The 25,652-nt window shown below is 61.6% G+C and carries 27 protein-coding genes; 21 read left to right on the top strand and 6 right to left on the bottom strand.

The features are described 5' to 3' along the window. The first annotated feature begins 513 nt into the window (after positions 1 to 513). The 9 genes from oscA to ACF8GB_RS06245 all read left to right on the top strand — a co-directional run bounded on the left by oscA (position 514) and on the right by ACF8GB_RS06245 (position 7,851). Positions 514 to 696 (top strand): sulfur starvation response protein OscA, encoded by a 183-nt coding sequence (oscA, locus tag ACF8GB_RS06285; RefSeq protein ID WP_003248957.1) that lies wholly within the window; start codon positions 514 to 516, stop codon positions 694 to 696. Between the two features lie 50 nt (positions 697 to 746). After that, positions 747 to 1,754, top strand: coding sequence for a sulfate ABC transporter substrate-binding protein (locus ACF8GB_RS06280; RefSeq protein ID WP_058602850.1), 1,008 nt, complete (start codon positions 747 to 749; stop codon positions 1,752 to 1,754). Between the two features lie 83 nt (positions 1,755 to 1,837). After that, a complete protein-coding gene (gene cysT / locus ACF8GB_RS06275) occupies positions 1,838 to 2,656 on the top strand; it encodes a sulfate ABC transporter permease subunit CysT (RefSeq protein ID WP_058602851.1) in 819 nt (272 codons plus the stop codon). 11 nt (positions 2,657 to 2,667) lie between these two features. Then, on the top strand, positions 2,668 to 3,540 hold the full coding sequence (cysW, locus tag ACF8GB_RS06270; protein WP_058602852.1) for a sulfate ABC transporter permease subunit CysW: 873 nt from the start codon (positions 2,668 to 2,670) through the stop codon (positions 3,538 to 3,540). A gap of 3 nt (positions 3,541 to 3,543) precedes the next feature. Then, positions 3,544 to 4,533, top strand: a complete 990-nt coding sequence (locus ACF8GB_RS06265) for a sulfate/molybdate ABC transporter ATP-binding protein (protein WP_058602853.1) — start codon at positions 3,544 to 3,546, stop codon at positions 4,531 to 4,533. A gap of 156 nt (positions 4,534 to 4,689) precedes the next feature. Continuing rightward, on the top strand, positions 4,690 to 5,271 hold the full coding sequence (locus ACF8GB_RS06260; protein ID WP_058638169.1) for an alpha/beta hydrolase: 582 nt from the start codon (positions 4,690 to 4,692) through the stop codon (positions 5,269 to 5,271). Positions 5,272 to 5,332: 61 nt separating this feature from the next. Next, positions 5,333 to 6,163: a sigma 54-interacting transcriptional regulator gene (locus ACF8GB_RS06255; RefSeq protein ID WP_058638168.1), complete on the top strand. Its 831-nt coding sequence runs from the start codon at positions 5,333 to 5,335 to the stop codon at positions 6,161 to 6,163. Positions 6,164 to 6,338: 175 nt separating this feature from the next. Then, positions 6,339 to 7,124 (top strand): MetQ/NlpA family ABC transporter substrate-binding protein, encoded by a 786-nt coding sequence (locus tag ACF8GB_RS06250; RefSeq protein WP_058638167.1) that lies wholly within the window; start codon positions 6,339 to 6,341, stop codon positions 7,122 to 7,124. Positions 7,125 to 7,284: 160 nt separating this feature from the next. Beyond that, on the top strand, positions 7,285 to 7,851 hold the full coding sequence (locus tag ACF8GB_RS06245) for a sugar O-acetyltransferase (RefSeq protein ID WP_078479324.1): 567 nt from the start codon (positions 7,285 to 7,287) through the stop codon (positions 7,849 to 7,851). Here the strand turns inward: ACF8GB_RS06245 and ACF8GB_RS06240 are convergent. Next, positions 7,830 to 8,399, bottom strand: a complete 570-nt coding sequence (locus ACF8GB_RS06240; RefSeq protein ID WP_145254278.1) for a DUF6436 domain-containing protein — start codon at positions 8,397 to 8,399, stop codon at positions 7,830 to 7,832. The two genes, ACF8GB_RS06245 and ACF8GB_RS06240, sit on opposite strands and share 22 nt — an antisense overlap. A 122-nt stretch (positions 8,400 to 8,521) precedes the next feature. Here ACF8GB_RS06240 and ACF8GB_RS06235 point away from each other — a divergent pair, with 122 nt between their 5' ends. Continuing rightward, positions 8,522 to 9,448 (top strand): alpha/beta hydrolase, encoded by a 927-nt coding sequence (locus ACF8GB_RS06235; RefSeq protein WP_182138556.1) that lies wholly within the window; start codon positions 8,522 to 8,524, stop codon positions 9,446 to 9,448. On the opposite strand, the gene ACF8GB_RS06230 is transcribed toward ACF8GB_RS06235, so the two are convergent. Further along, positions 9,449 to 10,201 carry a DUF2059 domain-containing protein gene (locus tag ACF8GB_RS06230; protein WP_058638164.1) on the bottom strand — a complete coding sequence of 251 codons (753 nt, stop codon included), beginning with the start codon at positions 10,199 to 10,201 and terminating at the stop codon, positions 9,449 to 9,451. It lies immediately after the preceding gene. Between the two features lie 120 nt (positions 10,202 to 10,321). Here ACF8GB_RS06230 and ACF8GB_RS06225 point away from each other — a divergent pair, with 120 nt between their 5' ends. Continuing rightward, positions 10,322 to 10,945: a 2OG-Fe(II) oxygenase gene (locus ACF8GB_RS06225; protein WP_392526712.1), complete on the top strand. Its 624-nt coding sequence runs from the start codon at positions 10,322 to 10,324 to the stop codon at positions 10,943 to 10,945. Between the two features lie 47 nt (positions 10,946 to 10,992). On the opposite strand, the gene ACF8GB_RS06220 is transcribed toward ACF8GB_RS06225, so the two are convergent. Together ACF8GB_RS06220 and serA are read right to left on the bottom strand one after the other, a co-directional pair. Continuing rightward, a complete protein-coding gene (locus tag ACF8GB_RS06220; RefSeq protein WP_058638162.1) occupies positions 10,993 to 11,481 on the bottom strand; it encodes an ABC transporter substrate-binding protein in 489 nt (162 codons plus the stop codon). 202 nt (positions 11,482 to 11,683) lie between these two features. Then, positions 11,684 to 12,913, bottom strand: a complete 1,230-nt coding sequence (gene serA, locus ACF8GB_RS06215; protein WP_058638161.1) for a phosphoglycerate dehydrogenase — start codon at positions 12,911 to 12,913, stop codon at positions 11,684 to 11,686. Between the two features lie 171 nt (positions 12,914 to 13,084). Here serA and ACF8GB_RS06210 point away from each other — a divergent pair, with 171 nt between their 5' ends. From ACF8GB_RS06210 to ACF8GB_RS06195, 4 genes are all read left to right on the top strand, one after another. Then, positions 13,085 to 14,482, top strand: a complete 1,398-nt coding sequence (locus tag ACF8GB_RS06210) for an FAD-binding oxidoreductase (protein WP_197844087.1) — start codon at positions 13,085 to 13,087, stop codon at positions 14,480 to 14,482. Positions 14,483 to 14,506: 24 nt separating this feature from the next. Beyond that, positions 14,507 to 15,172 (top strand): fumarylacetoacetate hydrolase family protein, encoded by a 666-nt coding sequence (locus ACF8GB_RS06205; RefSeq protein ID WP_058602864.1) that lies wholly within the window; start codon positions 14,507 to 14,509, stop codon positions 15,170 to 15,172. A 163-nt stretch (positions 15,173 to 15,335) separates the two neighbouring features. Further along, positions 15,336 to 16,250 carry an SdiA-regulated domain-containing protein gene (locus tag ACF8GB_RS06200; RefSeq protein ID WP_392526711.1) on the top strand — a complete coding sequence of 305 codons (915 nt, stop codon included), beginning with the start codon at positions 15,336 to 15,338 and terminating at the stop codon, positions 16,248 to 16,250. An 86-nt stretch (positions 16,251 to 16,336) separates the two neighbouring features. Next, the gene (locus tag ACF8GB_RS06195) at positions 16,337 to 17,239 is read left to right on the top strand and encodes an SdiA-regulated domain-containing protein (protein WP_058602866.1); all 903 of its coding nucleotides are present in this window, start codon (positions 16,337 to 16,339) and stop codon (positions 17,237 to 17,239) included. A 63-nt stretch (positions 17,240 to 17,302) separates the two neighbouring features. Here ACF8GB_RS06195 and rpiA read toward each other — a convergent pair whose 3' ends face one another. Continuing rightward, positions 17,303 to 17,977 (bottom strand): ribose-5-phosphate isomerase RpiA, encoded by a 675-nt coding sequence (rpiA, locus tag ACF8GB_RS06190; protein WP_058638158.1) that lies wholly within the window; start codon positions 17,975 to 17,977, stop codon positions 17,303 to 17,305. A 133-nt stretch (positions 17,978 to 18,110) separates the two neighbouring features. On the opposite strand from rpiA, the gene ilvA reads away from it, so the two are divergent. The 4 genes from ilvA (at position 18,111) to ptsP (ending at position 23,095) form a co-directional block, all read left to right on the top strand. Further along, positions 18,111 to 19,625, top strand: coding sequence for a threonine ammonia-lyase, biosynthetic (gene ilvA, locus ACF8GB_RS06185; protein ID WP_058638157.1), 1,515 nt, complete (start codon positions 18,111 to 18,113; stop codon positions 19,623 to 19,625). A gap of 112 nt (positions 19,626 to 19,737) precedes the next feature. Then, positions 19,738 to 20,163, top strand: a complete 426-nt coding sequence (locus ACF8GB_RS06180; protein WP_058638156.1) for a DUF2269 family protein — start codon at positions 19,738 to 19,740, stop codon at positions 20,161 to 20,163. A 150-nt stretch (positions 20,164 to 20,313) separates the two neighbouring features. After that, positions 20,314 to 20,793 carry an RNA pyrophosphohydrolase gene (locus ACF8GB_RS06175; protein ID WP_023532670.1) on the top strand — a complete coding sequence of 160 codons (480 nt, stop codon included), beginning with the start codon at positions 20,314 to 20,316 and terminating at the stop codon, positions 20,791 to 20,793. A 22-nt stretch (positions 20,794 to 20,815) separates the two neighbouring features. Further along, entirely contained in the window at positions 20,816 to 23,095 is a 2,280-nt protein-coding gene (ptsP, locus tag ACF8GB_RS06170; RefSeq protein WP_023532652.1) for a phosphoenolpyruvate--protein phosphotransferase, read from the top strand. 57 nt (positions 23,096 to 23,152) lie between these two features. Here ptsP and ACF8GB_RS06165 read toward each other — a convergent pair whose 3' ends face one another. Beyond that, positions 23,153 to 23,899 carry an NRDE family protein gene (locus ACF8GB_RS06165; RefSeq protein ID WP_392526710.1) on the bottom strand — a complete coding sequence of 249 codons (747 nt, stop codon included), beginning with the start codon at positions 23,897 to 23,899 and terminating at the stop codon, positions 23,153 to 23,155. 127 nt (positions 23,900 to 24,026) lie between these two features. Here ACF8GB_RS06165 and ACF8GB_RS06160 point away from each other — a divergent pair, with 127 nt between their 5' ends. Both ACF8GB_RS06160 and lgt read left to right on the top strand, forming a co-directional pair. Continuing rightward, entirely contained in the window at positions 24,027 to 24,809 is a 783-nt protein-coding gene (locus tag ACF8GB_RS06160) for a sulfite exporter TauE/SafE family protein (RefSeq protein WP_058638154.1), read from the top strand. A 16-nt stretch (positions 24,810 to 24,825) separates the two neighbouring features. Next, positions 24,826 to 25,632, top strand: coding sequence for a prolipoprotein diacylglyceryl transferase (gene lgt / locus ACF8GB_RS06155; RefSeq protein WP_392526709.1), 807 nt, complete (start codon positions 24,826 to 24,828; stop codon positions 25,630 to 25,632). Positions 25,633 to 25,652: the final 20 nt, after the last annotated feature.

The following is a 25,652-nucleotide window of genomic DNA, read 5'->3' as shown; positions in this document are numbered from 1 at the left end:
GCGCAGCAGCCCCAGAGATGCTGGCCCTTAAATGCGGTGAAAGATAGTTGCTCCTACCTTGACCGTGTGATGACTGAATTACCGTGCCTGGGGGCCATGCCGAAGCAACTGCCTTGCACCGCCCCTGGAAGGCTAGCCGATCCCCCATGTGTGCGGCCTCGCCGGTCTGGCGACCCGGAGAGGTCGCTCCTTGTATCTACAATGGGGACCTGCACCCGCAGCTGTAGGCTTTGGCAGGTCGCTGCCGTGAGCCACGATCCCGAGGCCAGCGACTCTCCGTGTCATAGCCCGCTTTCAGGCGAGGGGTTGCTAGACGCGAGTACGCCACTGAGCGCGTGCGCAGCGCTAATGAATCCATGCAGAAAGGGCATCAAATAATCTTAAAAAAAGTTATATAAACATTCTTAAATAGTATTTTTAAGAATAATTCGCCCCCACTACTATTGCCCTCACGCCAGGCGCAAACTCTCATTCAAACCTCTGCCCGGCAATCTCACTCCAAGGAGAACGAGCATGAGTGCATCGCTGCGCAGTATCGACGGTCAGGACGAAGCCACCATCTTGCGTGAGATCCAGAGCGCGCTGCGCGATCTGCGCTTTGGCGCCGTGGAAATCACCGTGCACAACGCCCAGGTGGTACAGATCGAGCGCAAGGAGAAGTTCCGTCTGCAGCAGCCTGGCAACAAGCCCGGCTGAACACGCCCCACCTTCCAGAACTAGAAAAAATGCCAATCGGGAGCTTCACCATGTCCATCCGCCGTTATGCGCTTGCCGCTCTGGCCAGTGCTGTGTTTGCCGGTTCCGCCATCGCCAAGGATTACGAACTGCTGAACGTGTCTTACGACCCGACCCGCGAGCTGTATCAGCAGTACAACGCCGAGTTCATCAAGCACTGGCAGCAGGCCCATCCGGGCGACAAGGTGAAGATCCAGCAGTCCCATGGCGGCTCGGGCAAACAGGGCCGTGCGGTGATTGACGGTCTGCGCGCCGACGTGGTGACCCTGGCCTTGGCCGGGGACATCGACGAAATCGCCAAGCTCGGCAAGACCCTGCCGGAAAACTGGCAGACTCGCCTGCCAGACGCCAGCACCCCCTACACCTCGACCATCGTATTCCTGGTACGCAAGGGCAACCCCAAGGGCATCAAGGACTGGGGCGACCTGATCAAGAAGGACGTCTCGGTCATTACCCCAAACCCCAAGACTTCCGGGGGCGCGCGCTGGAACTTCCTCGCCGCCTGGGCCTATGGCCTGAAAACCGGCGGTAGCGAGGACAAGGCAAAAGCCTACGTGCAGGAGCTGTTCAAGCACGTGCCAGTACTGGACACCGGCGCCCGCGGCTCGACCATCACCTTCGTCAACAACGGTCAGGGCGATGTGCTGCTGGCCTGGGAAAACGAAGCCTTCCTGGCGTTGAAGGAGGACGGTGGGGCTGACAAGTTCGACATCGTCGTGCCATCGCTGTCGATTCTGGCCGAGCCGCCTGTGGCGGTAGTCGACAAGAATGCCGAGAAAAAGGGCAATACCGAAATCGCTACCGAGTACCTGAAACACCTTTACAGCCCGGCTGGGCAGAAGATTGCTGCCGAGAACTTCTACCGCCCGCGTGACGAGAAGGTGGCGGCTGAATTTGGCAAGCAGTTCCCCAAGCTGGACCTGGTGACCATCGACAAGGACTTCGGCGGCTGGAAGAGCGCACAGCCAAAATTCTTCAATGATGGCGGTGTGTTCGACCAGATCTATCAGGCACAGTAAGGACCAAGAAATAACCCGAAATTCGGACGCCTACCACGGCCCGGGATGGTTCCCGGGCCACGTGCATTCAACCAGGGATCTCTATGTCACGTCGCATTTCCCCCGTCATACCCGGCTTCGGGCTGACGCTGGGATACACTTTGGTGTACCTCAGCCTGATTGTGCTGATACCGCTGGCGGCCATGTTCATCCATGCCTCACAGCTGACCTTCGAACAGTTCTGGACCATCATCAGCGCGCCGCGGGTCATCGCCGCGCTGAAGCTGAGCTTTGGCACCGCCCTGTTTGCCGCGATCATCAATGGTGTGATCGGGACGCTGCTGGCCTGGGTGCTGGTGCGCTACACCTTCCCCGGACGCAAGATCATCGACGCGATGATCGATTTGCCCTTCGCCCTTCCAACGGCAGTGGCCGGCATTGCGCTCACTGCGCTGTACGCGCCGGCGGGCTGGGTCGGCCAGTTCGCGACCGACCTGGGCTTCAAGATCGCCTATACCCCTCTGGGCATTACCCTGGCATTGACGTTCGTCACCCTGCCGTTCGTAGTGCGCACGGTACAGCCAGTGCTGGCAGACATCCCACGCGAGGTCGAAGAAGCCGCTGCCTGCCTGGGCGCCAGACCGCTGCAGGTGTTTCGCCATGTGCTGGCCCCGGCCCTGCTGCCGGCCTGGCTCACCGGCTTTGCCCTGGCGTTCGCCCGTGGGGTGGGTGAATACGGATCGGTCATTTTCATCGCCGGCAACATGCCGATGAAAACCGAGATCCTGCCCTTGCTGATCATGGTCAAGCTCGACCAGTACGACTACACCGGCGCTACCGCCATCGGCGTGTTGATGCTGGTGGTTTCCTTCATCCTGCTGCTGCTGATCAACTTGTTGCAGCGCCGCATCGAAACCCCTTGAAGGAGGTCGGCATGTCCAGTTCTTCCCTGAATGCAACCGCCGCCGCCAACGCCGCCCGTCGCGGCAGCGCCACATCGCGGCGGCTGCTTATCGGCCTTGGCTGGCTGGTGTTTGCACTGTTTCTGCTGTTGCCGCTGGTCATCGTGGTTTCCCAGGCCCTGAAGAATGGGTTCGGCACCTTCTTCGAAGCCATCTTCGAACCCGACGCGTTGTCGGCCCTGAAGCTCACCCTGCTTGCCGTTGCCATTTCGGTGCCGCTGAACCTGGTGTTCGGCGTCAGCGCGGCATGGTGCGTGAGCAAGTACAACTTCCGCGGCAAAAGTATTCTGGTCACCCTGATCGACCTGCCGTTTTCAGTGTCGCCCGTGATCGCCGGCCTGGTCTACGTACTCATGTTCGGCGCCCAGGGCCTGTTCGGGCCGTGGCTGCAGGATCACGACATCCAGATCGTCTTCGCCCTGCCGGGCATCGTCCTGGCCACCATCTTCGTGACGGTGCCGTTCGTAGCCCGTGAACTGATTCCACTGATGCAGGAGCAAGGCACCCAGGAAGAAGAAGCCGCCCGGCTGCTCGGTGCCAATGGCTGGCAGATGTTCTGGCACGTAACGCTGCCCAACATCAAGTGGGGCCTGATCTATGGCGTGGTGTTGTGCACGGCACGGGCGATGGGGGAGTTTGGCGCAGTGTCGGTCGTTTCCGGGCATATTCGCGGTGTGACCAATACCTTGCCGCTGCATGTGGAAATTCTCTACAACGAGTACAACCACGTGGCGGCCTTCAGCGTGGCCAGCCTGTTGCTGATCCTGGCGCTCTTCATCCTGCTGCTCAAGCAGTGGAGCGAGAACCGTATTAACCGTCTGCGCCATAGCGCTGCGGAGGAATGATTCATGTCGATCGAAGTTCGTAACGTCAGCAAGCGTTTCAACAGTTTCCAGGCGCTCGATGGTATCAACCTGGACATCAACAGTGGTGAGCTAGTAGCGCTGCTGGGCCCATCGGGCTGCGGCAAGACCACACTGCTGCGGATCATCGCCGGCCTGGAGACGCCGGATCAGGGCAACATCGTCTTTCATGGCGAGGACGTCTCCGGGCACGATGTACGCGATCGCAATGTCGGGTTCGTGTTTCAGCACTATGCGCTGTTCAGGCACATGACCGTGTTCGACAACGTCGCCTTTGGCCTGCGCATGAAGCCCAAGGGTGAACGCCCGAGCGAAAGCAGCATTGCCCAGAAAGTGCACGAGTTGCTGAACATGGTGCAGCTCGATTGGCTGTCCGATCGTTATCCGGAGCAGTTGTCCGGCGGTCAGCGCCAGCGTATCGCCCTGGCCCGCGCCCTGGCAGTAGAGCCCAAGGTGTTGCTGCTGGACGAGCCCTTCGGTGCGCTGGACGCCAAGGTGCGCAAAGAGCTGCGCCGCTGGCTGGCCCGCTTGCACGAAGATATCAACCTGACCTCGGTATTCGTGACCCATGACCAGGAAGAGGCCATGGAAGTAGCTGACCGTATCGTGGTCATGAACAAGGGCGTGATCGAGCAGATTGGCTCGCCGGGCGAAGTGTACGAACAACCCGCCAACGATTTCGTCTACCACTTCCTGGGTGATTCCAACCGCCTGGCCTTGAGCGAGGGTCAGCATGTGCTGTTCCGTCCCCACGAAGTGTCGTTGTCACGTCACGAAACCGAGGGCCACCATGCCGCCGAAGTCCGGGACATTCGCCCGCTGGGGGCCACCACGCGGGTGACTTTGAAAGTCGAGGGCCAAAGTGAGCTGATCGAAGCCGAGGTGGTCAAGGACCACGACAGCCTGACAGGGCTGGCCCGGGGCGAGACGTTGTTCTTCCGGCCGAAGGTCTGGCAGAAACTACCAGCCATTTAAGGCGATGGGTTTGGGGCGGATAAAGCGGTGTCGCCAGGAAACATCCGCCGGTTAGCTGCTTAAAGGTTATAAATAAATTTCTTTTTATTCCTTTAAGTATATATAGGCCGCTTTATACTGGGTTTCCAAGCACGCAAGCTACTGGAGACCCACTTCATGCGTAACGAATCAGTTCGCTACCTGATCATCCCAGGCTGGCAGGGATCGCCGGACAATCATTGGCAAAGCCACTGGCAGCGCACCCTGCCCAACAGCGCACGCGTGGAGCAGCGCGATTGGCTGACACCGCTCTGCCAGGACTGGGTAAAGGCGCTGGATACTGCCATTGCTGCCGAGCCCGACCCGGTTATCCTCATTGCCCATAGCCTGGGCTGCATCACGGTGGCGCATTGGGCCGAACAGGCCGCAGCCGGTCTGCTCGGTCGCGTGCGCGGCGCCTTGTTGGTAGCGCCAGCGGATGTCGAGCGACCAGGGTGCGCGCCGGCGCTGCGCAATTTTTCGCCCATCCCGCAGTCGGCGCTTCCCTTTCCAAGCCAGGTGGTCAGCTCGGACAACGATCCCGCTGTCAGCGTCCCGCGCGCTTTGCACATGGCCCAGCAGTGGGGGGCAGAAGCAGGGCTCTTGACCGGCGCCGGTCACATCAACGTGAAATCCGGGCATGAGTGCTGGGAGCAGGGATTCGCCTACCTGTATCGCCTGCAAGGCCGCATCGAACAACGCGCGCTGCGCCGCGCCTGAACGGCGTCCGTTTCCATCCGTCACACGCCCAGCCGCCGCAGGCCAGGGGCGGGAGCTCGTCATGACGTATCAGAATCCCTTCGGCCAGCCATTGCTGACATTCCCCGAACTCGACAAGAGCCCGCTGAGCATTCGCGCCAAGGCGCTGGTCTTCATCGATCCGCGCTCCCAGCGATTGCGCACGGAGCTGGAGCACTTGGCGCCGCTGCCGCTGCCGGTGCTGATCCGCGGTGAAACCGGCACCGGCAAGGAGTTGCTGGCCCGCCAGATTCACCGCGCCAGCGACCGCCCCGGCCTGTTCGTGTCGGTCAATTGCGCCGCCATCAGCCCAACCTATGCCGATGCAGAGCTGTTCGGCTATAGCGCCGGTAGCCATGGCGGCACCGCCAGCAGCCGCGCTGGCTGGTTCGGATCGGCCAACGGCGGCACGCTTTATCTGGACGAAATCGCCGACTTGCCCTCGGCCATTCAGGCCAAGCTGCTGGCGGCACTGGAAAACCGCGAAGTCACCCGCGTAGGCGCACACCAGGCGCAGCCGGTGGATGTGCGACTGGTGGCAGCCACGAGCATTGACCTGGGGCGGGTGGTGAAGGCAGGACGCTTCAGCGAGCGGTTGTATCAATACTTGCGCGAGGGCGCCCTTGAACTGCCGCCGCTGCGCGAGCGCCCGGGGGACATCCTGGCATTGGCGGAATACTTCGTTGGCATCTACAGCGGGCGTTTGCAGCGGCCCGTGCCGTTGATAAGCGAGGCTGCACAGCGCCTGCTCGAGCACCACCCTTGGACCGGCAATACCCGCGAGCTGGAAAACGTCATCCACTTCGCCTTGCTGGTCAATGACGGGCCCGAACTCCTGCCCGAAGACCTGGACCTGCCCAATACTCCACAGTAGAGGCGCTCATAAGCAAACGCGCTGGTGGCATTTTGCTTTTGGAATAAGCAGCGAAATAAAAGATATTGTTCCGGCATAAAAATTATCGGTATTGTCCGCTCCACGCCCAGGACCGCAGTGCCTCGGCCACCCCGTTCGCCATCGTCGATGGCTCAGATGCAGAACAAGGATCACCATGAAGAAGACCCTGCTGACCACCGCCCTGGCTGCTGCCCTGTCCTTCGCTGGCCTGGCCGGCGCCGCCGAGAAGCTGTTGGTTGCCGCAACGCCCATCCCGCACGCCGAGATCCTCGAGCTGATCAAGCCGACCCTGGCCAAGGAAGGTGTCGATCTGCAGATCAAAGTGTTCACCGACTACGTGCAACCCAACGTGCAGGTTGACCAGAAGCGTCTGGATGCCAACTACTTCCAGACCCTCCCGTACCTGCAGAGCTTCAACGAGGGCAAGGGCACCCACCTGGAGACCGTTGTCGGCGTCCACGTCGAGCCCTTCGGTGGCTACTCGAAGAAGGTCAAGAGCCTGGATGAGCTCAAGGAAGGCGCGACCGTCGCCATCCCTAACGAGGGCAGCAACAGCGGGCGTGCTCTGCTGCTGTTGCAGAAGGCAGGGCTGATTACCCTGAAGGATCCGAAAAATGCCCTGGCCACGCCGAAGGACATCGCCGAGAACCCTAAGAAGCTGAAGTTCCGCGAGCTGGAATCGGCAATGTTGCCCCGCGTGCTGGATCAGGTCGACCTGGACATGATCAACACCAACTATGCGCTGGAAGCGGGCCTAAACCCTGCCAAGGACGCCCTGGTCATCGAAGGCAGCGACTCGCCTTACGTCAACTTCCTCGTCGCACGTCCTGACAACAAGGACAGCGATGCCATCCAGAAGCTGGCCAAGGCGCTGACCAGCCCGGAAGTGAAGGCATTCATCGCCAAGAAGTATCAGGGTGCCGTGCTGCCTGCATTCTGACCAGCGCACCGCTGCCCAAACGCCGACGCCTTGTGTGTCGGCGTTTTCGTTTCAGGTATACCCCAAGACAATGCTGCCTGCGGCTGAGAGATTGAGCCCTGTGTGTGGTCCGATGATCAGCCTATCCCCGCTACGCGCATAGTTCTCATGAGGAGTTGCCATGTCCCTGAGCGAAAAACAGAAGATGCTCGCAGGCGAGCTCTACCTCGCCACCTGCCCTGAATTACAAGCCGAACAGGCCGCCAACAAACGGTGGATGCACCGCTATAACAACAGCGTCGAGCTGACGGCCGAGGCGCGGCATGCGTTGCTGGCCGAGCACTTTGGCCATGCAGGCGAAGGTGTCACGCTGCGTGCGCCTTTCTATTGCGACTACGGCTACAACATCCATGTGGGCCGCAATACCTTCATGAACTTCAATTGCGTGATCCTGGATGTGCTGCCTGTGCAGATCGGCGAGGACTGCCAGATCGGCCCGAACGTGCAGATCTACACGGCCGATCACCCGCTCGATCCACAGGTGCGGCGTACGGGCCTGGAAAGCGGGCGACCGGTCAGCATCGGCAATAACGTGTGGATCGGGGGCGGGGCCATCATCCTGCCGGGGGTGCGTATCGGTGATGACGCCGTGGTTGGCGCGGGCAGTGTCGTCACCCGCGATGTGCCACCTGGCGCGACGGTGGTGGGCAACCCGGCCCGCATACGTCAACCTGCCCAGGGGCAATAACAGCCGACTGCCAGGGTGTTGGAGGCGCTGACTGGGCGGCCTTCGAGTAGCGCGTTGAGTATCGGTTCGATGAAACTGTTGGCGGCGTTGCACACCGCACCTTCGCTGTAGGGGCCGAAATACGCCAGCTGCCCCTGGCGATCCCAGATGGCTACCGCAGGCGAGGCGGGCAGGTGCTCGCTGCCCGGTAGGTTGCCCAGTGGCTTGAGCCCGGCGAGGTCATCTGGCAGGTAGCCGCGCGTTCCGCGTTTTTGCAGGACGTGGAAGGTGACACCCCGGTCTTTGAAGCGCTGCATCAGGTCAGCCAGGTGCTGCTGGTTGCCAACGTTGCACGGGCAGGCCGGGTCCCAGAAGTGCACGACCCGGACCGGCCCAGGGCCGGCCAGTTCGCGGGGTAGCTGTAACCGGGCGCCGTCGAAGAATGTCGCCTGGTTGTCGAACGGGCGCACATAGCGAGCCTGGAAGGTTGTGTAGGCCTGCCAGCTAAAGACCGCTCCGGCCACCAGGCCGAGTAGGGTGCCCAATAATTTGAGGGTTGGCAGGTTCATGAAGGGCCGATGGCAGCTCCCGTAAGCAGTTCGAAGGTGGTGGCTGATGCGGCCAGCTTGCCACGGCGCGTCGATCAGCTGAATATCCCAAGTCAATACTTGCTTCACGCCGGATCCAGCCAATGCCCGCAAGCTTTCATCCAGACCTCCTGCGCACCAGCCTGGCCCCGTTGAGCGCGCGCGAACGCCTATCCACCCACGCGCAGGCTTATCAACGCTTCTATGGCCTCGACCTCCCGGTCCACAGCTGGCTTGGACGGTTTGCCGTCGCCGGGTTCGAGGTGGTCGCGCAGGTGTGGGCTCCGCTACAGCCTACGGCGACTTTGCTCCTGCTGCACGGCTACTACGACCACATGGGGCTGTACAGGCACCTGGTGGCCTGGGCTTTGAAGCGCGGTTACGCCGTTGTCAGCTGCGATTTGCCGGGTCACGGCCTGTCCAGCGGTGAGCGTGCCAGCATTGATGACTTCGCCGTGTACCAGCAGGTGCTCCAAGGCTTGTTCGAACAGGCGCACAGCCTGCAACTGCCGCACCCTTGGCACCTGTGCGGGCAGAGTACGGGCGGGGCGATTGCCGTGGACCACTTGCTGCACAGTGCGGGAGCAAGTCCCGTCGATGGGCAGGTACTGCTGCTCGCCCCGCTGGTGCGGCCTTGTGCCTGGCACTGGTCGAAGCTCAGCTATCACGTGTTGCGCCATTTCGTGAACGGCATCGAGCGGCGGTTCACTGAAAACAGCACGGACCCTGCATTTCTGCCGTTTCTTGAAGCTGACCCGCTTCAGCCGCGGCGGCTCCCCACGGCATGGGTCGGGGCACTGATCGACTGGATCAGACGCATCGAGGCGGCGCCCGTCAGCACTCGGCGTCCGGTGATCGTGCAGGGAGAGGCGGATGGCACGGTCGACTGGTCTTACAACCTTCGCGTGTTGAAGGCCAAGTTCGCCGAACCGCAGGTGCTTATGCTACCAGGGGCCCGTCATCACCTGGCCAACGAACTGCCTGCCATTCGACAGCGCTATTTCGACTTCATCGACCAGCACCTGGGCTGATCACTTCAGCTCGCCCGTGCTCTGGCCGACCGCCAGGCCGGCGCGAATGGCCGCCAGCGCTGCGCGGTAGTAGGCTTTGCCGTCGTTGGATTCGGCAAAGGTCGCGAATTCTTCGAGCTCTGCGTCCGTGAGGTCACGGTACACGTACAGCAAGGTATTGTTCAGGTCCTGGCCTATCTGGTTCATCAGGCGTTGGCGCTGGCCGTCGAGCAGGCCTTGCGCCTGGCCACCGCCCAACAGCCCCGGAATCATGGCGCTCAGGCTGTCGGCGGCCATACCGGCAATGGCCAGGCTTACCTCCGCCCCCGCTTCCCGGGCAGGCAGGGCCTGGGCCAGGTGGCCAATGATCAACACGCGATCGTCGCTGGCCTGAATCTTGGGCAGGCCATCGGCATTTTTGGCCAATTCATCCTTGCGGGTCGCCCGCAGTTCGGCCGCGACGATCTTGCGGCCTAATGGCGACTGGAAAAAGGCCAGCGCCGGCGATGGGTTGGGTAATGCGGCGCGCAGTTGTGCAAGCGCACGACGGTCCACGGCCTGAGCCTGAAAACGCTGGTTGCTGTTGCTCACCAGTGCCTGGTAGACGGCAGGTGGCAAGCTGTTGCGGTAGCGCTGCTGGGCGGCGTTCAAGGCGTCGGTGAAATGAGCGCGTTGCTCGGGCCAGCCAGCGGTCTTGTACAGCTGATCCAGGTTGTCTGCCCAGACAGGCAACGTACAGCTCATCAGCAGAATCAGGGAAAACAGACGGCGCATTCAGGACTCCTGTCGGCAGATGGCTATTGTCTGTGGGGCGGCGTTGGTTTGTCGAGATATCCACGCGCTTCTCAGCCAAGTGGCGCTGTCCGCCGAGGGGGCGAATGGATATGATGCGCCATGCACATTTCCCCCCAACACCCAACGCTTGCGGCCGTCGTCGATGATCTGGCCACCCATGGCTGGTCCCAGCAGGCACTGTTTCTGCCGGCGGACCTGGTCGGCGCGCTGGCGAATGAATGCCGGCGCCGTTACGCCCAAGGGGAGCTCAACCCCGCAGGGATTGGACGAGGCCCTTCCCAAGAGGTGCGCGAGGCCATCCGTGGGGATCAGATTCAGTGGATCGATCCAGGCCAGGCGCACGCCTGCGACCAGTACCTGGCAGCCATGGATCAACTGCGCCTGGCAATCAACCAAGGGCTTTTCCTGGGCCTGGAAGACTTCGAATGCCACTTTGCCCTTTATCCACCCGGCGCTTTCTACAAACGGCATCTGGACCGTTTTCGCGATGACGACCGGCGCATGGTGTCGGCCGTGTTCTACCTGAACGAAGACTGGACGCCCGCAGACGGTGGGCAGTTGCGCATGTTCCTGGCCGATGGGGTGGAGCACGATGTTCAGCCCGTCGCAGGGTGCCTGGTGGTCTTCCTGTCCGGCGAAGTCCCTCACGAGGTGCTGCCGGCCGGTCGTGAACGCCTGTCCTTGACTGGCTGGTTCAGACGCCGCGGCAATGACCCGTTCTGAACGGCCGTGCGTGCTGATCAGCGCGTGCCTCGTTTGACTGCGGCACGCTACTGAGTCGCTGCGGCCTGCTGCTCGTCGGCAAGCCACTTGTGTTCCAGTTCGGCCGTACGACCGCTGTCCTTCAGGCGTTGCAGCGCATTGTTCACGGCGCTTTCGAAGGCGGGGTTGTCCTTTTGGAACGGCACCACAAGCTGGTGCTTGCCAAAGGGCAGGCTGGTGTCGAGCGGGCTATCACCTTGCGCTATTGCCGTGACAGGCAGCAACGCGATGTCGTATTTGCCACTTTCGACGCCGGGCAGGGTTTGCGCCTCGGGTGTTTCGACGAATTCCACGCGCAGGTCGAGCTCTGAGGCCAGGGCCTGGCCGAACTCCACATCGAACCCTGTCAGGTGATCATCCTGCTTGAAAGCGTATGGCGCGTTGTCGCCCTGGACGGCGATACGCAGTTCACCGCGATCGGCGATTTCGTCCAGCAGCTCTGCCTGAGCCAATGGGCTGATCAGTACCGCCAGCAGTACCCCTATGGTCGAACGCATGAATGCCCCTTTTCGTTTACCCATGAATAACCGTCGCCATGGCTTTCTTCCTCGCCATGGTCGAGCGCAGCCTATGACCCTGAAGTCGCGGCATTGTTTGATGTGCAGCCTGGATTTTTTCGTGCTCGCCGCCCGCCGCCGTGGTGGGCCATAACGAAAAGGGAGGCCACCTGGGCCTCCCTCGATCCACGCTTGCTGCGTATTAGAACAGTACGCGCGAGCGGATGGTGCCCTTGACCTGTTGCAGCTTCTCCTGCGCCAGGTCCGAGTATTCGGCGTCGACGTCGATCACCACGTAGCCCACTTTCTCGTTGGTCTGCAGGAACTGACCCGAGATGTTGATGCCGTTTTCGGCAAACACCTTGTTGATTTCGCTGAGCACACCCGGAATGTTTTCGTGGATGTGCAGCAGGCGGTGCTTGCCAGGGTGAGCAGGCAGGGCCACTTCCGGGAAGTTGACCGACGACACCGAGGTGCCGTTGTCGCTGTACTTGACCAGCTTCTCGGCCACTTCCAGGCCGATGTTGGCCTGGGCCTCGGCAGTGGAGCCGCCGATGTGCGGCGTGAGGATCACGTTATCCAGGCCACGCAGCGGGCTTTCGAACTCTTCATCGTTGGAGCGTGGCTCGACCGGGAACACGTCGATGGCAGCGCCGATCAGGTGCTTGTCCTTGATGGCCGCGGCCAGGTGATCAAGTTCGACCACGGTGCCGCGGGCAGCGTTGATCAGGATGGCGCCTTTTTTCATCGCGCGGATTTCCCTCTCGCCGATCATCCACTGGGTGGAGGGCAGCTCAGGCACGTGCAGCGAGACGATATCGGCCAGGCCGAGCAATTCGTGCAGGCTGGTCACCTGGACAGCATTGCCTAGCGGCAGCTTGGTCAGCGGATCGAAGAAGTACACCTGCATGCCCAGGCTTTCGGCCAGTACAGACAGTTGGGTACCAATGGAGCCGTAACCGACGATGCCCAGCTTCTTGCCGCGAATCTCGAAGGAGTTGGCTGCGCTCTTGATCCAGCCGCCACGATGGCACGAGGCGTTCTTTTCCGGAATGCCGCGCAGCAGCAGGATGGCTTCGGCCAGCACCAGTTCGGCTACAGAACGGGTGTTGGAGTACGGTGCGTTGAACACTGCGATACCGCGCTGACGGGCAGCTTCCAGGTCGACCTGGTTGGTACCGATGCAGAAGCAACCGACGGCGACCAGTTTCTTGGCGCAGTCGAAGATTTCTTCGGTCAATTGGGTACGTGAGCGGATGCCGATGAAGTGCGCGTCGGCGATCTTTTCCTTCAACTCTGCTTCGGGCAACGAACCAGTGAGGTATTCGATGTTGGTGTAGCCGGCAGCCGTCAGGGTATCGACTGCGTTCTGGTGTACACCTTCAAGAAGAAGGAACCGGATCTTGCTCTTGTCGAGAGAAGTCTTGCTCATCTGCGTAAACCTGTATCCCGGAGAAAAGTGGCGAGGGTGATGCCAGGTGCCCGTGGGCAGCTCTAGCATGAACAGCGGGGGCGCTATGCTAGCATACGCGACACAATCTGAGCTTATCCCGACAGGTGAAGCGTGCTCAGGGTGACCATGAATAAAGCGAGAGTTCAGGCGATGACCCAGCCCGCTGTATTGGATGAGTTGAAGACCCTGGTCGACCCCGGCAAGGTGTTGACCGACCCCGAATCCCTGCAAGCCTATGGCAAGGACTGGACGCGCCATTACCCGCCTGCGCCCAGCGCCATCGTCCTGCCCCGTACGATCGAACAGGTGCAGGCCATCGTGCGCTGGGCCAATGCCCATCGTGTGGCGCTCGTGCCTTCCGGCGGGCGTACCGGGTTGTCCGCGGGCGCCGTGGCCGCCAATGGGGAGGTGGTGGTCGCCTTCGATTACATGAATCGCATCCTGGATTTCAACGCCTTCGACCGTACCGTGGTCTGCCAGCCAGGGGTCATTACCCAGCAGGTGCAGGCGTTCGCCGAGGAGCAGGGCCTGTATTACCCGGTGGACTTCGCCTCCAGTGGCTCCAGCCAGATAGGCGGCAACATCGGCACCAATGCCGGTGGCATCAAGGTGATCCGCTACGGCATGACCCGCAACTGGGTCGCGGGCCTCAAGGTGGTCACCGGCAGCGGCGAGTTGCTGGAATTGAACAAGGGCCTGATCAAAAACGCCACCGGCTACGACCTGCGCCAGCTGTTCATTGGCGCCGAAGGTACCCTGGGTTTCGTGGTCGAGGCCACCCTGCGCCTGGACCGCGCACCGCGCAACCTCACCGCCATGGTATTGGGCACGCCTGATTTCGACTCGATCATGCCTGTACTGCACGCTTTTCAGGGCAGGTTGGACCTGACGGCGTTCGAGTTTTTCTCCGACAAGGGCCTGGCCAAGATCCTGGCACGTGGTGATGTGCCTGCGCCCTTCGAAACGCCATGCCCGTTCTACGCCTTGCTGGAGTTCGAGGCCGGCACCGATGCGGTGGCCAACGAAGCCTTGGCTACCTTCGAACACTGTGTCGAGCAAGGTTGGGTGCTCGATGGCGTGATGAGCCAGAGCCAGGCGCAGCTGAAGAATTTGTGGAAGCTGCGCGAATACCTGTCCGAAACCATTTCGCACTGGACACCGTACAAGAACGACATCTCCGTGACCGTCTCGAAAGTGCCGGCATTCCTGCGCGACATCGATGCCGTCGTCCAGGCGCATTACCCCCACTATGAGGTGATCTGGTACGGGCACATCGGCGACGGCAACCTGCACCTGAACATCCTCAAGCCCGAGCACATGAGCAAGGATGACTTCTTCGCGTCCTGCACCGAGGTCAACCAGTGGGTGTTCGAGATCGTCCAGCGCTACGACGGTTCGATCTCCGCCGAGCACGGTGTGGGCATGACCAAGCGCGATTACCTGGGCTACAGCAGGTCCCCTGAAGAAATCGCCTGCATGAAGGCAATCAAGGCCGTGTTCGACCCTGCGGGCATCATGAATCCGGGTAAGATCTTCGCACCTGAATAAAAAGCAGTATCCAGAGGAGTGGCCATGAACTACCAGCACCAGTATGCAGACGGCACGCGCATTCATTTTCCACTGGGCAAGGTGGTATGCATCGGGCGTAACTACGCCGAACATGCCAAGGAGCTGGATAATCCCATACCGACCGAACCCCTCCTGTTCATCAAACCGGGCAGTTGCGTGGTGCCGGCCGAAGGCGGGTTCAAGATTCCTGCCGAACGCGGGTCGGTGCACTACGAGGTGGAAATCGCGGTGTTGCTGGGCAAGTCGTTGTCCACGCGGCCAAGCCAGGAGGAGGTACTCGATGCCATTTCCGGATTTGCGCCGGCCTTGGACCTGACCCTGCGGGACGTGCAGGCCAAGCTCAAGGAAAAGGGCTTGCCTTGGGAGTTGGCCAAGTGTTTCGACGGCGCCTGCGTGTTGCCGCCCTTTGTGTCTGCCGCCAGCTTCGAAGACATCACGGCCATCCCGGTGCGCCTGACGGTCAACGGCGAAGTCCGCCAGGACGGCTCCAGTGCAATGATGCTCAACCCGATCGTGCCCATGATCCAGCACATGGCTGCGCAGTTTTCGCTGCAGGCCGGCGACGTCATCCTGACCGGCACACCAGCAGGCGTAGGCCCCTTCAACGTGGGCGATGACGTGGTCCTGGAGCTGCCAGGGGTTAGCCGGTTCGAGAGCCGGGTGCTCTAAGCCAGTACTCACCTGATTTTTCGCAGATGATCCGCCTTGGCCAAGGCTCCGGTCAGGCGGCCCATCCCCGCGTCATCTGCGAATGGCCCTAGCGGGTTGACTGTTTTTTCACACGTCTTCTGGATAATGCGCAGACCTTCGCCTTTCTCCCCAGGACGTCTCGATGCAATCAAACGCCCCTGCCTCCTTCAAGCGCCCATTCTACCTGCGCTGGCCGTTCGGCCTGGCCGTGGCAGTGGTGATTGCCTATGGCGTGGCCTTCGCCATGCATTGGGACGATCGGGCAGCGCTGTGGGTCAAGGAAGGCTTCGAAAGCACGGCCGAGCGCAGTGAAAGCGTGTGGCTGCCGGACTACACGGTGGATATCGACGCCAAGCCCTTGCCGGAAATGGCCGACTACGAAGCATCGGACCTCACGTACAACCCCAGTACTCGCACGCTATTCGCCGTCATGGGCAAGCAACCCTTCCTCACCGAGCTGAACCTGGACGGCGACGTGCTGCGCAATATTCCCCTCAATGGCTGGGCAAACCCGGAAGGCGTCACCGTCATGGATGGCGGCTACCTAGCAATCACGGACGAGCGGCTGCATGACCTGACCGTGGTGAAAGTCGATGCCACCACCACCGCGCTCAACCATGCGGACTTCCCCAGCCACGACCTGGGGGCGTCGCAAAATGGCAACAAGGGCTACGAAGCCGTGGTCTGGGACGCCTCGAAACAGCGGCTGGTCATCGGCGAGGAGCGGCCGCCGCGCCTGTATGAATGGAAGTCCAATGGGCAAGGCCAACTGACGGGCAAAAAAACGCCGCTGCCCAGTGATTCGCTCGACCTGCGAAACCTGTCGGCATTGGGCATTGATCCGCGAACGGGGCACCTGCTGGCGCTGTCTGCCGATTCCAACATGCTGCTGGAACTAGATGAGCAGGGTGAACAGGTCAGCTTCATGACCTTGCTGGGGGGCTTTAATGGTCTGCAGCACACCATTCCTAGGGCCGAAGGCGTGGCAATGGATGACCAGGGCACCCTGTACATGGTCAGCGAACCGGCATTGTTCTATCGCTTCACCAAAGGGTAGGTTTTTCCTGCTATTTGCATGATGGCATTAAGCTTTATTTCAGTTGTTTGTGGTTAGATTCGCCATCCTCCGTCGAGTCTGCCTTCATGCACCGTTATTTGCGTCTGTCACTGGTCCCTGTCGTCCTATGCCTGCTGTTGCTGGGCTGGATCGGGCAGGAATTTCGTCTGTTCGAACGTGCCTGGTTCAACCTCACCACGTGGTGGCAACCGGCCGAGCAAAGCATTGGCCTGAATCGCTACCAGGTGGTGGTCGAGGGGCGGCCAATCGAAGGGCTGGATGACGATGTCTCGGCGCTGACCTACGACCCTGACCGCAAGAGCCTGTTCACCGTGACCAACGCCCGCTCTGAGCTGATCGAGCTGTCGCTGGATGGGCGAATCCTGCGACGCATCGCGCTGCACGGTTTCGGTGACCCCGAGGCGGTGGAGTACATCGGTCCGAATAGCTACGTGATCACCGACGAGCGCCAACAGCGGCTGATCCGTGTGCGGCTCACCGACGACACCTTGTCACTGGATGCTGCCCAGGCAGAGCAATTGACCTTGGGCATCGGCCTTAACGGTAACAAGGGTTTCGAAGGGCTGGCCTTCGATTCGGTGGGCAAGCGGCTGTTCGTGGCCAAGGAGCGCGACCCGATGCTCATCTACGAAGTGCACGGGTTTCCTCATGACGATCCGCAACAACCCTATGCCGTGAACGTGGTCCAGGACCGCAAGCGTGATTCGCGCCTGTTCGTGCGCGATCTGTCGAGCCTGCAGTTCGACGAGCGCAGTGGGCACCTGCTGGCGCTGTCGGATGAGTCGCGCCTGGTGCTGGAGCTGGATGTGCAGGGGCGGCCACTGAGCACCTTGTCATTACGCAAAGGGTTCCAGGGGCTCAAAGCGACAGTCCCGCAGGCGGAGGGCATTGCGATGGACGAGGCCGGGACCATCTATATGGTCAGTGAGCCGAACCTGTTCTACGTATTCAAGCAGCCGGCGCCGTGACCTTGTCGGCGTTCGGCAAGCCCCGGTCGGCGCAACCGTACCCGGGCTTGCCGGCTTGCATGGTTACTCGGCCTTCAGGCTCTTCACGCCCTCGGCAGTGCCCAGCAGCAGCAGGTCGGCAGGCCGTGCGGCGAACAGGCCATTGGTAACCACGCCCACGATGGCATTGATCTGGGCTTCCAGCGCTACCGGGTCGGTGATCTGCAGGTTGTACACGTCGAGGATAACGTTGCCGTTGTCCGTGATCACGCCTTCACGGTAAACCGGGTCGCCGCCAAGCTTCACCAGCTGACGAGCAACATGGCTGCGGGCCATCGGGATGACCTCCACCGGCAGCGGGAAGTTGCCCAGAACCGGTACCAGCTTGCTGCCATCGGCGATGCAGATGAACGTCTTGGCCACGGCAGCAACGATCTTTTCCCGGGTCAGGGCCGCGCCACCGCCTTTGATCAGGTTCAGGTGTTCGTCGCTTTCATCGGCGCCGTCCACATAGAACTCCAGCTCGCTGACGCTGTTGAGCTCGTAGACCGGGATGCCATGGCCCTTGAGGCGCTGGGCCGTGGCTTCGGAGCTGGCGACCGCGCCGTCGAAGGCCGTCTTGTGCTGCGCCAGGGCGTCGATGAAGAAATTGGCGGTCGAACCGGTGCCCACGCCAACGACGCTTTTGTCATCGAGCTTGGGCAGAATGAAGTCGACGGCAGCCTGGGCAACGGCCTGTTTGAGTTGGTCCTGGGTCATGCGGGCTCCGAGATGGGGCAGGGCGGATGTAAAGGCGACCAGTATAACGGCAAGCGCGGCTTGGCTGTGGTCGTCCGACGTAACGCTGGGGTAGACTCCGAGCCCTTGTCCTGCGGCCAGTGATGCTTTCCCGATGCTCGAACAGTACGTCAAGAAGATCCTCACCTCGCGCGTCTATGACGTTGCCGTCGAAACCCCCTTGCACAGCGCCGGGCAGTTGAGCAAACGCCTGGGCAACCAGATCCTGCTAAAGCGCGAAGACCTGCAGCCGGTGTTCTCGTTCAAGATCCGCGGGGCCTACAACAAGCTGGCGCAGTTGACCGCAGAAGAGCTGGCTCGCGGCGTGGTCACCGCCTCGGCTGGCAACCATGCCCAGGGGCTGGCCCTCGCCGCACGGGAAATGGGCATCAAGGCCACCATCGTGATGCCCAAGACCACGCCTGAAATCAAGATCGAAGGCGTGCGCTCGCGCGGCGGCAAGGTGGTCCTTCACGGTGATTCGTTCCCCGAGGCATTGGCCTATTCGCTGAAACTGGTCGATGAAAAGGGCTTCGTCTACATCCACCCCTACGATGATCCTCATACCATTGCTGGCCAGGGCACCGTGGCCATGGAAATCCTGCGCCAGCACCCTGGTCGGCTGGACGCGATTTTCGTGCCGGTCGGCGGCGGCGGCCTGATTGCTGGCATCGCCGCCTACGTGAAATATCTGCGCCCGGAAATCAAGGTCATTGGCGTTGAACCGGACGACTCCAACTGCCTGCAGGCCGCCATGGCGGCTGGCGAGCGGGTGGTGCTGCCGCAGGTAGGGTTGTTTGCCGATGGCGTGGCGGTGGCTCAGATTGGCCAGCACACCTTCGACATCTGCCGCCATCACGTGGACGAAGTCATCACCGTCAGCACCGACGAAATCTGCGCGGCGATCAAGGACATCTACGACGATACCCGTTCGATCACCGAGCCTGCGGGGGCACTGGGCGTGGCGGGCATCAAGCGATACGTGGAGATGTACGGGGTCAGCGGCCAGACACTGGTCGCCATCGATTCCGGGGCGAACGTCAATTTCGACCGCCTGCGCCATGTCGCGGAGCGGGCAGAACTGGGTGAAAAGCGCGAAGCCATCATCGCGGTCACCATCCCGGAGCGTCCCGGTAGCTTCAAGGCCTTCTGCGAGGCGGTGGGCAAGCGCCAGATCACCGAATTCAACTACCGCAAGCACACCTCCGATGAGGCGCACATCTTCGTGGGCGTGCAGACCCATCCGGAAAACGACCCCCGCGCGGCACTGGTGCAACAGTTGATCGACCAGGGCTTCCCGGTCACGGACCTGACCGACAATGAGCTGGCCAAATTGCACATTCGCCACATGGTGGGTGGGCACTCGGCCGGGGCGAGCGATGAAATGGTGCTGCGCTTCGAATTCCCCGAGCGGCCAGGGGCCCTGTTCAACTTCCTCGACAAACTGGGCGGGCGCTGGAACATCTCGATGTTCCACTACCGTAACCATGGTGCGGCAGATGGCCGTGTGGTGGCGGGGTTGCAGGTGCCTGAGGACGAGCGCCACCTGGTGCCGGCCGCGCTGGCCCAGATTGGCTACCCCTACTGGGATGAAACCCAAAACCCGGCCTACACGCTGTTCCTTGGCTGAACGGCTAAGCTCTTGCCCAGGGGGCGCGCCGCTTTGCAATGAACAGGCGGCGCAGCCTGGCGGGCTTTTCCGCTCGCAGCCCTTGTAACGCCACCGGCCCAGGACGAGTGACATGGAACACCTCAACACCCTCAAAGCCTTGCACGTGATCGGCACCGCACTGTTGTTGCTCGGTGCGCTGGGCGTGGCGATCTGGACGATGCGTGCCCGCCGGCAGGGCGACAGGGCGGTGTATGGCAGGCTGATGCAACGGCCCTTGGTCTTCGTCTGGCTGGTGATGGGTATCAGCCTGTTCAGCCTGCCGTTTACCGGCTGGTGGCTGGTGCACCTAGTAGGTTGGCCGCTGGGTCAGACCTGGCTACTGGCGTCGACTGCGCTGTATACCATGAGCGCGTTGGCCTGGGTATGGCTAGTCGTGCGCCTGAACCGGCTGCGCAGGACACCTGCACAGAGTATGCGGCTAACGCTGGCATTGGCCGTATTCAGTGCCGTGTGCCTGCTGTCCATCGCCGGGCTGATGGGCGCCAAGCCCGTCTGATCTTCGCCAAGGCATCCACTGATTGCCTGCCGGCAAAGCCTGGTTCACACACTTGCATAGCGCTGACGGTATATAAGCACCGCAGGCGCGTTGCTGCGCTCGCAGGCTTTGTGGAACAATGCGGTGACATGCGTTTGCGAGGTTGCTGCCGTGATCGACCCGGATGGTTTTCGCCCCAATGTCGGGATCATTCTCACGAATGATGCTGGGCAGGTGCTATGGGCTCGACGGATCAACCAGGATGCCTGGCAATTTCCACAGGGCGGTATCAACCCTGACGAGACGCCAGAAGATGCCCTGTACCGCGAGCTGAACGAAGAAGTTGGCCTTGAACGCGACGATGTGGAAATTCTTGCCTGCACCCGTGGTTGGTTGCGTTATCGTTTACCCCAGCGACTGGTGCGCACCCACAGCCAACCGTTGTGCATCGGCCAGAAACAGAAGTGGTTCCTGTTGCGTCTGATCAGCAATGAGCAACGGGTGCGCATGGACCTGACCGGCAAGCCGGAGTTCGATGGCTGGCGCTGGGTGAGCTACTGGTACCCGCTGGGCCAGGTTGTGACATTCAAGCGCGAGGTCTATCGGCGCGCCCTGAAAGAGCTAGCACCGCGTCTTCTGACGCGCGACTGACGACGGAGTTCGACCCCGAGCCATGCTCAATACGCTGCGCAAGATCGTCCAGGAAGTAAACTCCGCCAAAGATCTCAAGTCGGCGTTGGGGATCATTGTCTTGCGTGTCAAAGAGGCCATGGCCAGCCAGGTCTGCTCGGTCTACCTACTGGACCCGGAAACCAACCGGTTCGTGTTGATGGCCACCGAAGGGTTGAACAAGCGCTCGATCGGCAAAGTCAGCATGGCCCCCAACGAAGGCCTGGTGGGGCTGGTAGGCACCCGCGAAGAACCTCTTAACCTCGAAGATGCCGCCGCGCACCCGCGCTACAGGTACTTCGCCGAGACCGGCGAGGAGCGCTTCGCCTCCTTCCTGGGCGCCCCGATCATCCACCACCGCCGCGTGGTGGGTGTCCTGGTCATTCAGCAGCGCGAGCGTCGCCAGTTCGATGAGGGCGAAGAAGCGTTTCTGGTGACCATGAGTGCGCAACTGGCTGGAGTGATCGCCCACGCCGAGGCCACTGGCTCGATTCGCGGTTTGGGTCGCCAGGGCAAAGGCATCCAGGAAGCGCGATTCGTCGGTGTGCCTGGCTCCCCTGGCGCTGCCGTAGGGCGGGCCGTGGTGATGCTGCCACCGGCCGACCTGGAAGTGGTCCCGGACAAGACGGTCGAGGACATCGACGCCGAACTGCACCTGTTCCATGCGGCCCTCGAAGGGGTGCGCGCCGACATGCGCAAGTTGTCGGCCAAGCTGGCCACCCAACTGCGTCCCGAAGAGCGGGCGTTATTCGATGTCTACCTGATGATGCTCGAGGACGCTGCCCTGGGCGGCGAGGTGCGCGAGGTCATCAAGACGGGTCAATGGGCGCAGGGCGCACTGCGCCAGGTGGTGGGCGAGCACGTCAACCGCTTCGAACTGATGGATGACGATTACCTGCGCGAGCGGGCCTCCGACGTCAAGGACCTGGGCCGACGCTTGCTCGCCTACCTGCAACAGGCACGCTCGCAGTCTTTGGTCTATGCCGACAACACTATTCTGGTCAGCGAAGAGCTGACCCCGGCCATGTTGGGCGAAGTGCCCGAAGGCAAGCTGGTGGGCCTGGTCTCGGTATTAGGCTCGGGCAACTCGCACGTGGCCATTCTGGCCCGCGCCATGGGCATTCCGACCGTCATGGGCCTAGTCGACCTGCCCTATTCGAAGGTCGATGGCATCGAGCTGATCGTCGATGGCTACAAAGGGGAGGTCTTTACCAACCCCAGCGAGGTGCTGCGCAAGCAGTACAGCGACGTGGTCGAGGAAGAGCGCCAGCTGGCCCAGGGCCTGGACGCCTTGCGCGAGCTGCCCTGCGTTACCCCTGACGGGCACCGCATGCCGCTGTGGGTCAATACCGGCCTGTTGGCCGACGTGGCCCGCGCCCAGCAGCGTGGCGCCGAAGGGGTAGGCCTGTACCGCACTGAAGTGCCGTTCATGATCAACCAGCGCTTCCCCAGCGAAAAAGAGCAGTTGGCGATTTACCGCGAACAACTGGCGGCTTTCCATCCACTGCCCGTGACCATGCGCACGCTGGACATCGGGGGCGACAAGGCGCTGTCCTACTTTCCGATCAAGGAAGAAAACCCCTTCCTGGGTTGGCGTGGCATTCGCGTCACACTCGACCACCCCGAGATCTTCCTGGTGCAGACGCGCGCCATGCTCAAGGCCAGCGAGGGCTTGAACAACCTGCGGATTTTGCTGCCGATGATTTCCGGCATTCACGAACTCGAGGAAGCGCTGCACCTGATTCACCGCGCCTGGGGCGAGGTGCGTGACGAGGGCACCGATGTGCCAATGCCGCCGGTGGGCGTGATGGTGGAAATCCCGGCCGCGGTGTACCAGACCCGAGAACTGGCGCGGCAAGTGGACTTCCTGTCGGTGGGTTCCAACGACCTTACCCAGTACCTGCTGGCTGTGGACCGTAACAACCCACGGGTGGCCGACCTCTACGACTACCTGCATCCAGCCGTACTGCAGGCGGTCAACACTGTGGTCCGTGATGCCCATGCCGAAGGCAAGCCGGTAAGTATCTGCGGCGAAATGGCGGGCGACCCGGCCGCTGCCATCCTGCTCATGGCCATGGGCTTCGACAGCCTGTCGATGAACGCCACTAACCTGCCGAAGGTGAAGTGGATGCTGCGCCAGGTGAACATGAGCAAGGCCAAGGAGCTGCTGCAAGAGGCGCTGAGCCATGACAACCCGCAGGTCATCCACAGCTCGCTGCAGCTGGCGCTGAAGAACCTCGGGCTTGCACGGATGATCGGGCCTGGGGCCAACAAGCCGCTCTGAGCGCCGCGTGTGCTGGCGCCTTGGTAGTTGACCTGCGCACAAGGCCGGCCTGGGTGATCAAACCAAGCGTTTCACCTCCCCGACAAGGGACCCGAACGGGCCGAAGCTGCGTTCGATGAACTGCCTTTGTCCTCGATCATCGACGATCAGCACGGTACTGGCGCGTGTGCCGTAGTTCTGACTGGCGATGAACGCGCTCGACAACAGTTTTTCGGTTGCCAGGCCAACACCCGTTTCCGGCAACTGGGCGTCGGCTACAGGCTCGTCATCGGCCAGCAGTGCCAGCAGTTGCTCTGGATCGGGCTTTTCCAATAACCCCTCCAGGCGGCTGCGCGCCTTGACCAGTTTTGGCCATGGGGTATCAAGCTGCGCATTGGAAAGCCCGTACACCCCTGCCTCAAGCAGGCGTGGCGCTGCTTCCCTGGCGTTGACGTACCCCAGGGCATGGTCATTGCCGATGAGCAGGTTGAACCCTGAATACTGGTCGGCTCGGCTGGCCACCTGAGCCAGATACGCCTCCACGGTTTGCTCTCCCTTCAGAAAAGCGGCCACCAATTCGCCACGCGAACGCGATCCCAGTGCCTGCCTGGGGTCGCGGATATTGGTCAACGCGGCGAAACGTCCCTGCGGGCCGATCCCCAGCCAAGTCCCGCCAGCCTCCAGGTCCCTACCGGCGTACACTTGCGGCGCCTCTTCCCACGGTGCCAACGCCAGGGTAGGGCGGGCGTAGAACTCATCACGGTTGGCCGCCACGATCAGGGGCAGGGCATGCCCTGGCCGCCACGCGAATACGATCAGGCACATTCTTCGGGTCCTGTGTTTTCTTCCACTGTACCCAGGCAGCGGGACAGATCCAACCTGACACAGACTTCACTAGAGCCGCGAACCCAGCTTCCGTTACCATGCCGGATTGATTTCTCGGGGAAGCCGAATGGAATTCGTGCTCTATCTGGTATTAGGTGCATGTGCGGGGGTGCTGGCCGGCTTGTTCGGCGTGGGCGGGGGCATCATCATCGTGCCTGTGCTCGTGTTCAGCTTCACATTGCAGGGCTTTGACGCCTCGGTGTTGACGCACCTAGCGGTAGGCACATCCCTGGCCTCCATCGTCTTCACCTCCATCAACGCCGTGCTCGAGCATCACCGCAAAGGCGCGGTGCAATGGCCGATCTTTGCCTGGATGACCTTGGGGATCCTGCTGGGTGCTGGTGTCGGGGCCAAGACGGCGTCGCTGATCCAGGGGCCCATGCTGCAGAAGATCATTGGCGTCTTCGCCTTGGTGATTGCCGCGCAGATGGCACTGGACCTCAAGCCCAAGGCCAGCCGCGGTGTGCCCGGCAAGGCTGCACGGGTGGCAGCGGGTGGCGTAATCGGCTGGGCGTCGGCCATTTTCGGCATCGGTGGCGGCTCGCTGACTGTACCCTTCCTGACTTGGCGCAGCCTGCCCATGCAGCAGGCCGTGGCGACGTCGTCAGCGTGTGGCCTGCCCATTGCGATCGCCAGTGCAGCGGGTTTCATGGTGCTGGGCTGGCATGAACCCCAGCTGCCGCCGCACAGCGTCGGTTACATCTACCTGCCGGCGATGGTCGGCATCGCCGTGACCAGCATGTTTTTCGCACGTTACGGGGCGCGGCTGGCTCACAGACTGTCACCGCGCCTGTTGAAGCGCCTGTTTGCGGCCCTGTTGTTCTGTGTAGGCCTGAGCTTTCTGATTTGAATCGAGAGGATGTTAAATGCTGCCTTACCCGCAGATAGACCCCGTGGCACTGGCCATCGGACCGCTGAAAATCCATTGGTACGGCCTGATGTACCTGATCGGCATTGGCGGGGCCTGGTTACTGGCCACCCGCCGCCTCAACCGGTTCGACCCTACCTGGAGCCGCGAAAAGCTTTCCGACCTGGTCTTCTGGCTGTCGATGGGCGTGATCGTAGGGGGACGTTTGGGCTATGTGCTGTTCTACGACCTGCACGCGTACCTGGCCAACCCGACGTTGATCTTCGAGGTCTGGAAAGGCGGCATGTCGTTCCACGGCGGTTTCATTGGCGTGATGCTGGCTGCACTGTGGTTCGGCAAGCGCAACAACAAGTCGTTCTTCGAACTCATGGACTTCGTCGCCCCGCTGGTGCCGATCGGCCTGGGTGCCGGGCGTATCGGCAATTTCATCAATGCTGAACTGTGGGGCAAACCGACCGATGTGCCATGGGCGATGATCTTCCCGCCGTTCAGCGACCCGGCGCAGTTGCCGCGCCACCCTTCGCAGCTGTATCAGTTCGCCCTCGAAGGCGTGGCACTGTTCGTGATTCTCTGGCTGTACTCGCGCAAACCCCGGCCAACCATAGCAGTTTCCGGAATGTTCGCGTTGTTCTACGGTATTTTCCGTTTCATCGTCGAGTTCGTGCGGGTGCCGGATGCCCAGCTCGGTTACCTGGCGTGGGGATGGCTGACCATGGGTCAGATTCTGTGCATCCCCATGATCGTGGCTGGCCTTGGGCTCATCTGGTGGGCTTATAATCGCAAGCCTACGGCGACACCCGCCTGATCACTCTCCCGGCAGGGGCG

The organism is Pseudomonas sp. xss_4, from assembly GCF_043104125.1.
In the GTDB taxonomy this organism is placed as follows: domain Bacteria; phylum Pseudomonadota; class Gammaproteobacteria; order Pseudomonadales; family Pseudomonadaceae; genus Aquipseudomonas; species Aquipseudomonas parafulva_B.
Note: the sequence above shows the minus strand (reverse complement) of the source record. Positions and strands in the feature narration are given on the sequence as shown.